At 42.7% G+C, this 13395-nt stretch carries 18 protein-coding genes and 1 tRNA gene; 17 read left to right on the forward strand and 2 right to left on the reverse strand.

The window, feature by feature from the left end:
- Positions 1 to 110 precede the first annotated feature (110 nt).
- The 12 genes from mraY (at position 111) to Q0274_RS00640 (ending at position 8538) form a co-directional block, all read left to right on the forward strand.
- Positions 111 to 1175 carry a phospho-N-acetylmuramoyl-pentapeptide-transferase gene (mraY, locus tag Q0274_RS00585; protein WP_298026619.1) on the forward strand — a complete coding sequence of 355 codons (1065 nt, stop codon included), beginning with the start codon at positions 111 to 113 and terminating at the stop codon, positions 1173 to 1175.
- Between the two features lie 114 nt (positions 1176 to 1289).
- Positions 1290 to 2714 carry a UDP-N-acetylmuramoyl-L-alanine--D-glutamate ligase gene (gene murD / locus Q0274_RS00590; RefSeq protein ID WP_298026622.1) on the forward strand — a complete coding sequence of 475 codons (1425 nt, stop codon included), beginning with the start codon at positions 1290 to 1292 and terminating at the stop codon, positions 2712 to 2714.
- A gap of 554 nt (positions 2715 to 3268) precedes the next feature.
- Positions 3269 to 3344 (forward strand) — tRNA-Phe (locus Q0274_RS00595).
- Between the two features lie 443 nt (positions 3345 to 3787).
- Positions 3788 to 5032 (forward strand): integrase arm-type DNA-binding domain-containing protein, encoded by a 1245-nt coding sequence (locus tag Q0274_RS00600; protein WP_298026625.1) that lies wholly within the window; start codon positions 3788 to 3790, stop codon positions 5030 to 5032.
- A 12-nt stretch (positions 5033 to 5044) separates the two neighbouring features.
- Positions 5045 to 5767, forward strand: a complete 723-nt coding sequence (locus Q0274_RS00605) for a hypothetical protein (RefSeq protein ID WP_298026628.1) — start codon at positions 5045 to 5047, stop codon at positions 5765 to 5767.
- A 197-nt stretch (positions 5768 to 5964) separates the two neighbouring features.
- Complete coding sequence (locus Q0274_RS00610) at positions 5965 to 6171, forward strand: helix-turn-helix domain-containing protein (RefSeq protein ID WP_298026630.1); 207 nt, start codon at positions 5965 to 5967, stop codon at positions 6169 to 6171.
- Positions 6155 to 6628: a hypothetical protein gene (locus Q0274_RS00615; protein WP_298026633.1), complete on the forward strand. Its 474-nt coding sequence runs from the start codon at positions 6155 to 6157 to the stop codon at positions 6626 to 6628. Before Q0274_RS00610 ends, Q0274_RS00615 begins: the two co-directional genes overlap by 17 nt.
- On the forward strand, positions 6615 to 6896 hold the full coding sequence (locus Q0274_RS00620) for a hypothetical protein (protein WP_298026636.1): 282 nt from the start codon (positions 6615 to 6617) through the stop codon (positions 6894 to 6896). The genes Q0274_RS00615 and Q0274_RS00620 overlap by 14 nt, the downstream gene beginning before the upstream one ends.
- Positions 6847 to 7131, forward strand: coding sequence for a hypothetical protein (locus tag Q0274_RS00625; RefSeq protein ID WP_298026638.1), 285 nt, complete (start codon positions 6847 to 6849; stop codon positions 7129 to 7131). The genes Q0274_RS00620 and Q0274_RS00625 overlap by 50 nt, the downstream gene beginning before the upstream one ends.
- Positions 7109 to 7591: a hypothetical protein gene (locus Q0274_RS00630; protein ID WP_298026641.1), complete on the forward strand. Its 483-nt coding sequence runs from the start codon at positions 7109 to 7111 to the stop codon at positions 7589 to 7591. The genes Q0274_RS00625 and Q0274_RS00630 overlap by 23 nt, the downstream gene beginning before the upstream one ends.
- Before the next feature lie 7 nt (positions 7592 to 7598).
- The gene (locus tag Q0274_RS00635; protein ID WP_298026644.1) at positions 7599 to 7796 is read left to right on the forward strand and encodes a hypothetical protein; all 198 of its coding nucleotides are present in this window, start codon (positions 7599 to 7601) and stop codon (positions 7794 to 7796) included.
- 37 nt (positions 7797 to 7833) lie between these two features.
- Positions 7834 to 8538 carry an aspartate carbamoyltransferase gene (locus tag Q0274_RS00640; protein WP_298026646.1) on the forward strand — a complete coding sequence of 235 codons (705 nt, stop codon included), beginning with the start codon at positions 7834 to 7836 and terminating at the stop codon, positions 8536 to 8538.
- A gap of 737 nt (positions 8539 to 9275) precedes the next feature.
- On the opposite strand, the gene Q0274_RS00645 is transcribed toward Q0274_RS00640, so the two are convergent.
- Entirely contained in the window at positions 9276 to 9515 is a 240-nt protein-coding gene (locus Q0274_RS00645) for a hypothetical protein (RefSeq protein WP_298026648.1), read from the reverse strand.
- Between the two features lie 722 nt (positions 9516 to 10237).
- Complete coding sequence (locus tag Q0274_RS00650) at positions 10238 to 10444, reverse strand: XRE family transcriptional regulator (protein ID WP_298026651.1); 207 nt, start codon at positions 10442 to 10444, stop codon at positions 10238 to 10240.
- Between the two features lie 169 nt (positions 10445 to 10613).
- On the opposite strand from Q0274_RS00650, the gene Q0274_RS00655 reads away from it, so the two are divergent.
- From Q0274_RS00655 to Q0274_RS00675, 5 genes are all read left to right on the forward strand, one after another.
- Positions 10614 to 10874, forward strand: a complete 261-nt coding sequence (locus tag Q0274_RS00655) for a hypothetical protein (RefSeq protein ID WP_298026653.1) — start codon at positions 10614 to 10616, stop codon at positions 10872 to 10874.
- A 1-nt stretch (position 10875) separates the two neighbouring features.
- Entirely contained in the window at positions 10876 to 11223 is a 348-nt protein-coding gene (locus tag Q0274_RS00660; RefSeq protein ID WP_298026656.1) for a hypothetical protein, read from the forward strand.
- The gene (locus Q0274_RS00665; RefSeq protein ID WP_298026659.1) at positions 11216 to 11590 is read left to right on the forward strand and encodes a hypothetical protein; all 375 of its coding nucleotides are present in this window, start codon (positions 11216 to 11218) and stop codon (positions 11588 to 11590) included. The genes Q0274_RS00660 and Q0274_RS00665 overlap by 8 nt, the downstream gene beginning before the upstream one ends.
- 591 nt (positions 11591 to 12181) lie before the next feature.
- Positions 12182 to 12535 (forward strand): hypothetical protein, encoded by a 354-nt coding sequence (locus Q0274_RS00670; RefSeq protein ID WP_298026662.1) that lies wholly within the window; start codon positions 12182 to 12184, stop codon positions 12533 to 12535.
- Positions 12532 to 12810, forward strand: a complete 279-nt coding sequence (locus Q0274_RS00675; RefSeq protein WP_298026665.1) for a type II toxin-antitoxin system RelE/ParE family toxin — start codon at positions 12532 to 12534, stop codon at positions 12808 to 12810. Before Q0274_RS00670 ends, Q0274_RS00675 begins: the two co-directional genes overlap by 4 nt.
- The last annotated feature ends 585 nt before the right edge of the window (positions 12811 to 13395 follow it).

Here is a 13395-nt window from a genome sequence, read left to right on the forward strand (position 1 = left end):
TTTTTGGCAAATGCGGCAAAATTTCATCCGCCCTAAAAGCTAAATTTTACCTCTTTTATACTAAAATGCGCGTTTTCGTATAAAATTTCATAAAATTTAAAAGGCAAACTTTGTTTTATTATCTTTACCATCTTACGAATATAAATTTCTTCCAATACATCACCGCTCGCGCAGGAATCGCATTTTTTATCGCTTTTTGTTTTTCGGTCTGGGCCATGCCGCGGTTTATCCGCTGGGCGCAAGCCAGACACGCCGCGCAGCCCATCTACGAGCTCGCGCCGCAAAACCATCAGAAAAAGAGCAAAACCCCGACGATGGGTGGGCTCGTTTTCGTTACCGCCGCGGTGCTCGCAAGCCTGCTGTGCGCCAAGCTAAACAACGTCTTCGTGCTATGCGGGCTGCTTTGCTTGGTAGGTTTCGGCTACATAGGCTTTAAGGATGATATCTCTAAAATTTTAGGCCGCCAAAACCACGCAGGCCTTAGCGCACGAGCTAAATTCGCGCTACAAAACGTCCTAGCGCTTTTGATCGGAGGGACGCTTTATGCATTCAGCGATCTGGGCGGGGAATTTTTCGTGCCGTTTTTTAAATACCCTCTGTTAAATTTATGGATCTTCGCGCCGCTGTTTTGGACGATCGTGATAAGCGCGAGCTCAAACGCGGTAAATTTAACCGACGGGCTAGACGGGCTAGCGACTATTCCTTCGGTATTTTCGCTATGTAGCCTAGGCATTTTCATCTATCTGTGCGGGCACGCGATCTACTCGCAATATCTCTTGCTACCGCGCGTCGCGGGCGCGGGCGAGGTCTGCATCATCGTCTCAGCGCTCATCGGCGCGCTGCTTGGGTTTTTGTGGTTTAACTGCTACCCCGCAGAAGTCTTTATGGGCGATAGCGGCAGTCTCAGCGTGGGCGCGTTTTTAGGATACTGCGCGGTCATCACGAAAAACGAAATTTTACTCATAATGATCGGCTTCGTCTTCGTCATCGAAACGCTCAGCGTGATCTTACAGGTGGGGAGCTTTAAAATTTTCAAACGCAGAATTTTCCTGATGGCGCCGATACACCACCATTTCGAGCTTAAAGGCTGGGTCGAGAACAAAATCATCATCCGCTTTTGGATCATCGCGCTGATCGCAAATATCATAGCGCTGACGTCGCTGAAATTGAGATGAAATGCGAGCGCAGATCGAGCCCGACTTCAAAACGGCGCGTAAAAGATACGGCGAAATGAGCGAACTTAGGGCGGATGAGATAACTCAAATTTTATGGGACAAAAGGGGAGAAAAATGAAAAAATCGCTATTTGGCTATGGGCTTACGACCAGAGCGATCGCCGAGCACTGCCAAGAAGGCGGCTCCTGGGACATTTACGACGATAAATTTGAAATTTCTTCTGGCGCGCCGAAGCTAGACGAGTTCGGCAACGCGCTTTTAAACCCGAGCGAGTTCGCCCCCGCCGCAAGCAAGCTTGAAATCCCAAGCCCGGGCTTCCCGCCGCATCACGAGCTGGTGCGAAAGGCGCGGAATTTAATCAGCGAATATGATTATTTCGACGATTACAAAGGCCTTAAAATTTGGATCAGCGGCACGAACGGCAAGACCACGACGACGAAGATGATGCAGCACCTGCTCGAGCGATACGGCTCGCAAATGGGCGGTAACGTGGGTGTCCCGCTTGCAAAGCTTGATAAAAGCGCCAAAATTTGGGTGCTAGAGACGAGCTCATTTACGCTGCACTACACCAAGCAGGCGCGCCCCGACATCTACGTGCTGCTCGCAATCACGCCCGATCATCTCAGCTGGCACGGCGATTTTGCGGAGTATGAGCGCGCCAAACTCTCGCCGCTGCTAGCGATGCGCGAAGGCTCCGTGGCGCTGGCCCCGCGCACCTATGAAAGCTCTGCAGCCGCGCAAAACAGCCTAGCTCGCGTGATCTGCTACGAAGACGAAGCGGATCTAGCGCAAAAATTCGGCATCGATCTGGGCGAGATAAAATTCCGCACCCCTTTTTTGATCGACGCGCTTTTGGCGCTGTGCGTGGAGAAAATTTTATTCGACAGATACGACGCCATGCGACTGAATGACTTCGTGATCGAGGGCAACAAGCTCGAAGAATTTACCGACGCGCGCGGCAGGGTCTGGGTCAATGACACGAAGGCTACCAACATCGATGCATGCGCGCAGGCGCTGAAACGATACGCGGGACGCAAAATACATCTGATCCTCGGCGGCGACGATAAAGGCGTGGATCTGCACCCGCTTTTTGCGGAGTTTAAAAAATACGATCTGCAAATTTACGCGATCGGCTCAAATACCGATAAAATCGTGCTTTTGTGCGATGAATACAGTCTTTCTTGCGTGCGCTGCGAAATTTTACAAACCGCGGTGAGTGAAATTTCGAAACGGTATTTGAACGGTGGAAATTCTTGCGAAAATGAAATTTCAAAAGGACGCTTAGGCGGCGAGAATTCCGCAGGAAATTTGATGCGGGGCGAAATTTCGGCTACCAGAAGCGCAAGCTCTTGCATAGACGCAAGCGGCGGCGAAACTTTGGGTTCGCAAAATTCTAAAAATTCTGTGGATTTTAAGAATTCTGCAAATTTTGCAAGCGAAATAGCGCTACTAAGTCCTGCATGTGCGAGCTTGGATCAATTTAAAAGCTACGCCGAACGCGGCGAGCTATTTAAAAAACAGGTCGCGCAGCTTGGATAAATAGGCCTATCGAGGTTAGCCGGATCGAGCTGGGATTTTATTTAACGCAGCTTGCAATCGCATTATAAAATTTCAACGCTTCTGCTGCACGGATATATCTAAGTAAATCTAGCTGAATATGCCTCGCGGCGTCACACAACCATTGGCTTTGGCGCAATGTTTATATAAAGATGCCTCGCCAAATCAAAAAATTTAAAGCCATTTTCGGTGTTAAATTTAGCTAATCGTAGCCCGTTGTCCATTGTGCGCGCAAATTTAAAACAATGCTATCTTCTAGCGCAAATTTATCTACTTTGCATAGCCCAAGACCAAGCGTACAATTTGCAAAGTCGGCTAAATAGTAAAATTTTATATCACTTTGCTTTTTAGATCGATAGCCCGTTTTGATTATTGCAAATTGCTGCATAAGCAATATTTTTCGCTACTGAAATTTAGAAAATTTTAACTGAGTAAATTTAGCTATTTTCGAGCGCAACGTGCAAAAATCTGGCAAAATCGAGGATTTTAACCGAGATTTAAGTATTGCATGGCTAAAATTACTTTTCTTTTTCGGTGGTTGGATAGCTCAGTCGGTAGAGCAGCAGACTGAAAATCTGCGTGTCGGCAGTTCGATTCTGCCTCTAACCACCATTGCCTATTTTTTACAATCTAACACAATCTAACAAAACCCCTAAAATACGGACTTCGAGCGATTTTAACCCTCTAAAGCAGTCTAAAATAATCAAGCAAAGCTAGCAATTTAAAAACATTTTAAAAATATTTTTGGCAAAATTCCGAAAATCGAGCGAAAAAATATTTTTAAAACTTACCAAATGCCCTATCTAACGGGCTTACAAGGCACTCCAAAAAATGTTTTAAAACGCTTGAAACGCCCAAAATAGGGTTTTATGAAGCTTAAAAAAACGCCCTCGAAGCGAAAAATGTTTTAAACCTCATCAAATCCCCTATTTCAGGCATACGCAGAGCAAAAAGGCGGCGATTTTAAAAATATTTTTGCGCGGGATTTTGAGCTAAAAACCGAAAAAATATTTTTAAATTGTCTCGAATAACGCATTTAAGGGAGTTAGAACGCAATGGCTAGGATAGTAAAACCGCTTAGCGATAAGCAAATCAAAGAGGCAAAACCAAAAGCCAAAGACTACAAGCTCACGGACGGCGACGGCTTAGGACTGATAGTAAGCAAGAGCGGGCGTAAGCGCTGGGTATTTGCTTTTATTAGCCCCGATACGGGCAAGCTGAATAACACGGGGCTAGGCAACTACCCCGTTTTATCGCTAGCCGAAGCGCGAGAGAAGCGAACCGAGCTTAAAAAGCTAGTGATGAGAGGTATCGACCCTATCACGGAAAAGAAGCGCGCCAAAGCTCAAAGGATAAGCGAGCATAACCGCAGTTTTGAAAAGGTCTTTAACGAGTGGCTAGAGTTTGAGGCTAAAAGCATACTGCCCCAAACGCTAAAGACCAAGCGCGGGCGTATTGAAAATCACGTAATGCCGATATTAAAAGACAGAGGCATAAAGAGCATTACTCACGGCGAGATAGCGGACATCCTTAAAGAAACATCAAAAACCACGCCGCAGACTGCCGAGATAATCAACCAGATTTTAAACCGCGTCTTTTTATTCGCCGTATCGAGCGGATACGCAGAGCTTAACATTATGGCAAATATCGACGCCAAAAGCCTAATCCCTAAAACCAAAGTCGAGCATTACGCCAAGCTAACCGAGCGCCAGGACTTAAAGGCATTTTTTAACGCCATCTATGATTATCCTCATTTTGAGACGATTAAAAACGCGATGAAGCTATGCCTACACCTACCGCTAAGAGCCGCGCCGCTGTCGCGCCTAAAATGGGATTACGTAGATTTCGATAGGAGGCTTTTAACAATTCCGCGTGCCGAGCAGAAAATCAAGCGCAGCGAGATAGGCGATTTTAAATTGCCGCTTAGCGATGAGGTTATGCGGATACTTGAGGACCAGGCGAAATTAAGCAGAGCATACGAGCATATTTTTATTAATTCGCACTTTACCGGGCATATCCACAAAGACACTGCCACAAACGCGATTAAGGGCTTTGATTTTAGAGATAGGCAGACGGGGCGCGTCGTAACCCTGCATAGCCTGCGGGGCATATTTATGACGCAGGCGTTTAACAATATGCAAAAGCACGGAGTAAGCAAAGAGGCTATCAAAAAGGCGCTAGACCACCTACACGGCGATAAAGTAGATTTAAGCTATTCCGAAAAAGCCGATTTTTTGGACGAGCTTAAAATCTTGCTTGATTGGTGGAGCAGTTACATTCTCGAAATAAAAGACAACTAGGGGGGGCAAGAAATGGCAACAAGCGAGATACTAAGCAAGGGTGTAAAAATATCCGAAAGAAGAGATACACAAGGCGCAAAAAACAATAAAGAAAAACGAGATACGGAGGCGATAGAACAGGTTTTAACCGATATTAGAGAAAAGCTAGAATACATCGATAAGGCAAAGCCTAATCCTAATTTACTGATTGCCTTTAACGAAATGATAAAAAATAAAGACGATGATGATTTTTTTCCTACTACTTACAACCCCGATTTATTCCCCGAGTTTGAAATTTTAACTCATTTTTACCAATCAGACGAAGCCAAAGAGGCAATTTTAAACGCTTTCGTAGATTTCTTTAAAAATATTAAAGAGGCAAAAGCTAAGAAAAGCGACATCGTCATAAGATACGAAAATTATCTCGAGGCATTGGAGCTTTTAAATCACGCTTTTTATTTTAGCGAGTATTCAACAGGCGAGCCGTATATCCACGACCCTTTTGGTCGCAATTGCGACCCTTATCCAGAATACGAAAGCTTTACGAGAGCAGCAACCGAATATCTTGCGCCGTTTAAAGAGGAAAAGGATAGATACGACTTTTTAAACAACACTCAAAAGATAAGAGATAAATTTTCAAACACTTTAATTTTAAAGGCGAGAATGTATCAGATTGTCGGCGTGGATAAAAACAAAAAAGCCACGCTAGCAAATAAAATCTACAAATATTTTTATCCTAACGACAAAGACGTATAATCCGCCTAAAAATATTTTTAGCCCCGATAAAAGCTCTATTTTAAGGGCTTTTATCCTTTAAACTACCTGCTGATTTTATTCACAATCTAACACTTTTATTCATTCGCCTAAAAATATTCTTTCTTGTTTAACTTTTTCAATCTTGCCATAATTCGCCTAATCTTTGCAAGGATAATCCAAACAATAAAGGCTAAGCAATGAGAAAAAGCGAAGTTAAACCGAAGTATCTAAGGGCGGCGCAGATTGCTAATATCTACGGCATAGGCTTAAGCACGGTGTGGTATTTTGCTAAACAAGGTTTTCTAAGACCGATAAAATTTAGCAAAAACATCACTTTTTTTGACCCCTCCGAAGTAGAGGCGTTTTTTATGAGAAAGGCGGCGCAAGATGAAGCCGCTGTTTAAGGACGAAGCCGAGAAAAGGCGGTATTTACGTTTTTACGCCTATTTATCTAAATATCCCGATATTAAGGCGATATACGCGCAGGCGGACGCACAGGAGCAGGACGAGCGGCGAAGGGGCGTGATTGAAGCCCTAAGCGTAGCGTTTGACCTATTCGAGGAACGCGAGAACGAGATAAATCAAAAGGCTATCGCGGACTTTGCAAGCGAGTGCAAAGATTTAAAAGACGCGCCCGAGCATTACGAAAAGATGCTTAAAGCGTGCTATCCCGATATTTATCTCAAATACTTACAGGGCGAACGAGACGGAAGCAAAACGGCAGATTTTAAGGATGTAGCCTTTGATTTATTCCTAGCGCTATCGGCTCAACGCGAGCAAATGCAGGAGCTACAAAGCGAGAACGAAAGGCTAGCCCTAATCTTTTTAACTACAGAGGGGGCGAGCAATGGGGCGAAGTAAGCTAAATTTTACACCTAGCGCGTTTTGTTTTAGCGCGGGCGATAAAGATATGCTAAAGGCATTTAAAAGGCAGCTACATATCTACAAGGTGCAGAGCCTGGACGGAGCGTCACAGGAGCTGTTAGACTGCGCTTATGACTTATTCCACATCACAAGGACGCAAGAGCAGAGCATTAAAGCCCTAGAGGTCAAAGCGGGCATAAGAAAGGATAAAAAAAATGAGAACGTCGATAGTAAAAAAGCAGATTTTGCTAAAAATGATAAATAGTGATAAGCCCATAAGGGCGGCAAGCATTATCGCAAGTAATCAAAACGTCTATTTGCTACAACTAGAGCAAAGCGGATTGATAAGTCGCAGATGGCGCGATGAGGTAAAGAAAGACCACAAAATCGCTTATTTCAAAGATGACGCCCAAAGAGCCAAAGCCGTCCAGTGGCTAAAGGCTGTGGGTGTAGAGCTGAAAGAGCAAGGAGGTCAAAATGAGCGCGATAGTAAAATTTAACAATCTTGATTTAGAGATTTTGGAGTATCGCGATACTTGGAGTTTATCGGATAGACAAGTAGCCCAAGCTTACGGCGTAACTCAAAAAGCGGTAAGGAAGCAACGCACGCAGGGCGCGACTGAATATGTCGAGGGCGTGCATTACTACTTAAAAGACGTATATCACGACGGCAAAGGCGGAGTTATTGATGCCCCCTGCTCTAATCCACACGGGGGTGTAGACACCCCGCCCGATTTGTCCTGGGTGTATCCGACGCCTCAAAAAATGGTATTTTGGACTAAAAAGGGCGTTATTACTCTAGGCTTTAAACTGACAGAGACCCCGCAGACGATAATCTTTAGGGATTGGGCGAGCGATTTTATCCTATCGGCTAAAGCTACCAGCATTCAAGATATCTTAGCAGACCCGCGCGCTGCTGCAGCGGCTAGCCGACGTTTGCAAGGCATTAGGGCTTACTAATGCAAGCGTGGTAAAAGATGCGATACTATCGGAGTTTGAGCTGGATAAGTTAAACTTAGGTAGCTTTGATACCGGCTACGGCGTTAAAGAATTTACTATGATAACAGAACCGCAGCTTTACTTCGTGCTGATGCGAAGCGATAAAAGCAAGGGGCACGCCTCGAATAAAAAGCTAAATATCTCAAAAGGATTTAAGGGCGGCTAGTATCAAGCGAAACCGCCCCTAGAACGGATAGTAAAACATGGAAATTTTATCATACCTAAACAAAATATTGGCTGAAACCCAAAACATTCACATCGATACGATCCGCGCTAGCTTTTTTAAAAATGCCATAACCAAAAAGCGGTTTAGCAAAATTGAGCTGCTTAAAAGCATAGCCAAAGCGCACGGGCTAAAGTGGCGAAAAATGCAAGACACCAAAGAGATTAAAATCGCGGGGCGTTATGAGTTTCGCGGACTAAAGATAACAGATCTTTACGAACTTGAAAATCTTAGCATATTTTACGCTACCACAAAAGCGCCTAATGATTGCCGTCAAAAAGCCATTATCGAGTTTTATGGACTAAGGCAATATCATAAGCCCGCCCCGCTACCCCATTTAATAGCAGAGCTGCTAGACGCGATAAATAACGTTTCAAGTATCGACCTTTGTTATGATAGCCACACACCTTTTAACCTAGACGCATTTAAGATAATCAGATACGGAAGCACCGCCTATGTAAAAGCAGAGTTTGGCACGCTGCAAAGGATTTATTTTTACGATAAGGCGTTAAAGAACGAGCTAGGCTTTCCTTTGTATCGAGCGGAGGCAACCGCACCCATAATCGATTTAAATAAGCCCGCCCTACTACCCAAGACCGAACGCCTAGAACTTCAACTACGCCAAGCCGTAAGTGATTTCAAAGACATTTTAAAGCTAGCGACTTCATCGCCGAACAATCGATAAACTACAACCGCCCTATTCTATCCGTAACGCTATGCCATAAAAAAAGGGGCAGATTTAATCCTGCCCCCCTTAACGATAAAAATACGCCTAAAATTTACCTCAAACCTTAAGCCAATTTTTACTTTTCTCATTTACTTTAAGGTTTGATAAAACGTGTATAGGAAGCAAAACTAAAGCACATAGTAAATGAAAACACAAACGCCCATTTTACTTTTTTTAAAAAATGCCCGCCCACTCCTATGTTTTGGCACTTTGCTCCGCCTCAAAATCAAAACCCAAAAATGCGATTTAAGTTTCAGACCCCTTAGTATACCCCCTTTCGTTTACTTTCCCTTTCTCACTTCCACCCCTTTTATGATAAAACAGAGCTCTCAACCTTAAACACTCTCGCGCATTTTTTCAAAAAAGGTGGCGCGCCTGAAAAAGTAGCAGGTGCATAGGATTAAAATAAAGGGGCTACAAGACAAAAAGAGGGCGCGCCTCATACAAACCGGCTTAAAATCAATCAGAGGGCTTTATTTACGAAATGTGAGGGTTAAATCAAAGAGCTTTAAATCAGCTTTTGGCACTTAGTTGCTTTATCGTAAACGCTACTACAAAGCCAATGCAAAGCAGGCTAATAACAATAAATGCGATGCCGTAAGTCATTTTTAAATCTTGCCTAGCTGCAATAATCCAATACTAACAACGAGGAGAGAAGCTACGACAAAAAACACTACAAAAAAAGTAACCATAGCTTACCGCCTTTCTTTTAAATTTTCCAAGTCTTTTAAACTCTTAATCGATATTCTAACAAGCAAAAACACCACAACAGATAATGCAAGCGTTGCCGTGCCAACTAAAAGCACATCAAATAATTCAGCCGTCTTTCGGATAGTAACTAACCAACCTGCCATTGCGAATATTGCCGTAAGCAATAATACGACAATTGTTTTTAAAAAATCGATTTGTGCTTTCAATCTCTCGTTTTTACTCATAGCCTTAATATTACACTGCAAAACATTAAAACCGCATAAAACGATAGATGCCAAGAGAAGCTAAAGGATATTAAGAAACATCATAAGAAAGCATAAAATAAAGCGAGATTTAAACAAAATGCGAGCTTTATCCGACGCCTTAAAAGCAAGGAGTCGTAGAAAGCCCCTAAAATAGCCTATTCGTCCGATAGCGCAATTTTGCGCCGCCGCAGCAATGCCCCAAATATCGCCATTCGCTAAAAACGAATAATGCAATAGCAAAAAAGGAATGATGGGCTAAATTTAACTTAGGGCATAAAGACGCCCCCTGAATTAAAAAGGGGTGGGGTGGTATTAAACTCATACCCTTTGGATTTCTCAAAAAAGAGAAACGCATTATTCAAAAAATCCTGAAAAAGGGCTATCGCTAAAAATTGGAAAAGCTAACGCTCTTAAAATTTAGGGCGTTAAAGGTGTAGGTATCAAATACCCCCACCTTTTTAAACTCTGTATTCCTTGTTAAAGCTACCTACATTTAACGTAGGGAGCTAAACGCAATTTACGTAAATGTCAAGGCAATTTAGATTTCTCAACCAACGCAATTTTGCGCCCGTTAAAGCTAGGTGAGTTTTATTCATAGAGCTAAACGAGATTTACGTAACTGACAAATTGTCATTTACGTAAAAGCTTTAGGCGGCGAATACTATGTAACGGATATGTAACAGATAAAGGAGGCGATGAGGTTAGATGTCTTTAGTTAGCTCTTTGATTTTTTCGTAGCGTGTGGATTTTTCATAGTATATTAAAAATGGCTCAACCCAAGACGGGATAGGTTTTTTTTCGTTATTCCAATTGTATATGCTACCCGCGCTTAATTTTGTTAAATTTGCAAAATCATTAACCGATAAACCTAGGTCGCTTAATCTCTTTAAAAAATCACTTTTTAGCATTTTCGCCCCTTTAAATTTTAGCTAATTGTATCATTTTTAATCATAAATGTAAAATATTATCTAAATACTTCATCAAAGATTGCAAAAATGCTTGACTTATTAAATTAAAGATGATATGATTCTATCAAATATTTAACTAAAGATGAGAGTTTTACCATAAGGAGCTAAAATGCAACACAACCATTCAACAAGGCAAGGGTTTTCACAATTCCTAGCCACATACGAGAGCGCGCAGGACTGCGCTTATGACCTATTCGCTAAGCTTACGGAGCTATCTAACGCTTATGACGCCCTAGAGGTGAAAGCGGACGAAGCCACGCAAAGCCTAGCAAGGATTGAGCGCATAGCTCGTTTATGCGAGAGTGGCGCACTAGAGCAGGAGGCGCTTTATCGTGTGGTAAAGCAAAACACAAATCAGCAAGGAGCTTAAGATGATTTTAAATGACACAGACAGATCAGCAAGCAAAGAGAGTTTTAACAATCTTATTAAACAAAACAATGGTGGTGGCGATGAGGTAAGCGAACAGGCGATTTACAACGTCGCTTACTTAATCTATTGTAGCAATATCCACACGCTAAGACAGCTAAAAGATAGTGAGCAAAGCATTCAGACCCTGCTAGCCGATAAGATAATCCTAGAGGATAGAAACAAGAAACTAAGCAAGCTCTACAATGAACTGCACCTAAAATGGTGCGAGACCTGCGACGAGCTTTACGAAGTGCAGCAGGAGCGCGACGAACTTAAAAACAAACTAAGCGAAAGGGCGAGCAATGAATAAAAGAGACTTTAATATCGCTTTGAAGTATTTGGCTAAGGGCGCAGACGCGCCCAGCTACGAACAGCTAAAAGATTTCGCCTTTAGGCTATGGACTAGTCTGCATAAGCGCGAGCTAAAGCGAACCGCAGACGATAAGCAAAGGGCTAAATTTAAAGCCGAGATAGCTAAGCGAGCGCAGGATATGGACGAAGCGCGGGCGACATTTGAAGCAGGCTTACAAGCTTACCGCCTATTCAACTACTACGCGAGCGAATGCGAAAAGCTAGAGGAGCGCATAAGCTATCTTTACGAGCAAGCGGGCGCGTTACAAGACGAAGCGGAGTCTAGAGGTAGCTACAAATGGCACACTCCGCTAAAAGGCGCGTAGACATTTAGGGGAGTGAGTTAAATCACAGCTCCCTTTATTAAAACTTTAAGCAAACGCCTAAACTCTATCCCATTAATCCGCATATCTAAAATCACGGGGAGGGTTAAACAGATTTTGCACCCGGTAGGTGTAAAATAGGTGTAAGGGAAAAGGCATATATGAATAGCAGTTTAGGATTTCTTAAAGTCGTTTAAACTCCCATTCTAGCGAGGTTTGAGAAGGGTTTAGAAGGCAAAAAAATGCCTGAAACTTAAATTATTTACTTTTTGTTTATTAAAGGCTCTAACCCCCCTTTTATCGTGCTTTGCTTATTACCCTGTGTCAAAATGAGACAAAACGCATAAACGCTTAAGAGCTAAAATTTAGGTGCAAAAAAATCATATGCGCTAGCAAGAACTTAAACTACCATACGAACTAAGCCTAAACGATACCCTGCACAAAAAAGACCCTCCCCACCCCCAAAACGCAAGCGCAAAAATTGATATATCATCCCCCAAAATTTTATCTAAATTTTAAACTCGGGTGCCCTTATCAAACCCTAAGCCTCAAGAAGTTAAAATATCTCTAGGATTTTAAAATAAAGGCTAAGAAATGCAGACCCTAACCATACGAACGGACGAGACCATAATGCGCCAGCTCGTAGCCATAGGCAAGATTTTAGCTAGCAGCGCGAATGCAAGCTTTGAGACGCTTACGACCGAACTAACGGACGAATACGCCAAAGAGTTAAACGCTCGTGCGGACGAAGCCCTAAAAGGCAAAGGGCTAATAGACGAAGCGAGCGCACGCGATACGATAGAGCAAAAAAGCGAATATCCAATTTATGACGACGGCAAAACTATGGAGCAAAGGATTGCAGACTACAAAGCAGACATAGAAGCTATCAGGCGCGGCGAGCTTAAAACCTATCCGCTAGAGACGTTAAAAGCCGAGATGGAAAAATGATAATCAAGCGCACGGCGCGTTTTAACCGCGAGCTAAAGGCGATATTCAACTTTATCGCAAAGGACAGCCCGAGCGGGGCGCGAGCGTTTAGAGATGAACTTATCTTAAAGCTACAAACTACGAGCGCTAATCCCTTTATGTATCGTAAATCCGTGAGCTTTGATGACGAGAACATACGAGATTTAATCTTTAAAGGCTACGTTATCCCGTATCTAATAGAGAGCGAGACGATTTACATTTTAGGCATCTACAAAGCTAACGAGTGGCAAGAGTGAAACGATTAAAACGGCTTAGTTTCACAAAAAAACCTTAATTAAGTTTCGAGCTAAAAAATCTGTGAAATTTCTCAATTCTTAAGAGAGATTTAGCCGTTTAAGCTTGCGAAACTTAAAAACTGCAAAACTTCTAAATCGTAAAGCCCTATTCTAGGACACTTGCTCGCCTTTAATATTGAAAAGTAAACTTTTCATTATCGCATTTTTGAAGCTTAAAAACTTAATCGTCCAAAAAATATTTGAAAAATATTTTTGCCGTTTTTATCGTCGAAACAACGTATTATTGGGCCTATTAATGACATCGTCAAGTCGCCTCTAACCACCACTAAGTCTTTTCTTTTTACTTTCATTTAATTCCGATATATAGGTGCTTATTTCATGTTTCGATTACTTTTCTTTCTTTTTATTTTTGTTTGTAATATAATTATTTCTGAAAAAATAAGGATCCTCTTGTGGTCTTTTTAGCCGTCAGGCTCGCGCTACGCTATACACTTTGATCAGATAAACCCACTGCCGCTTCTGCAAAATTGCCGCCCTAAACCGCTATGATTTCTTATGGCTTGACTTTAGCATACACGATTTCTA

The organism is uncultured Campylobacter sp., from assembly GCF_937973075.1.
Taxonomy (GTDB): Bacteria; Campylobacterota; Campylobacteria; order Campylobacterales; family Campylobacteraceae; genus Campylobacter_B.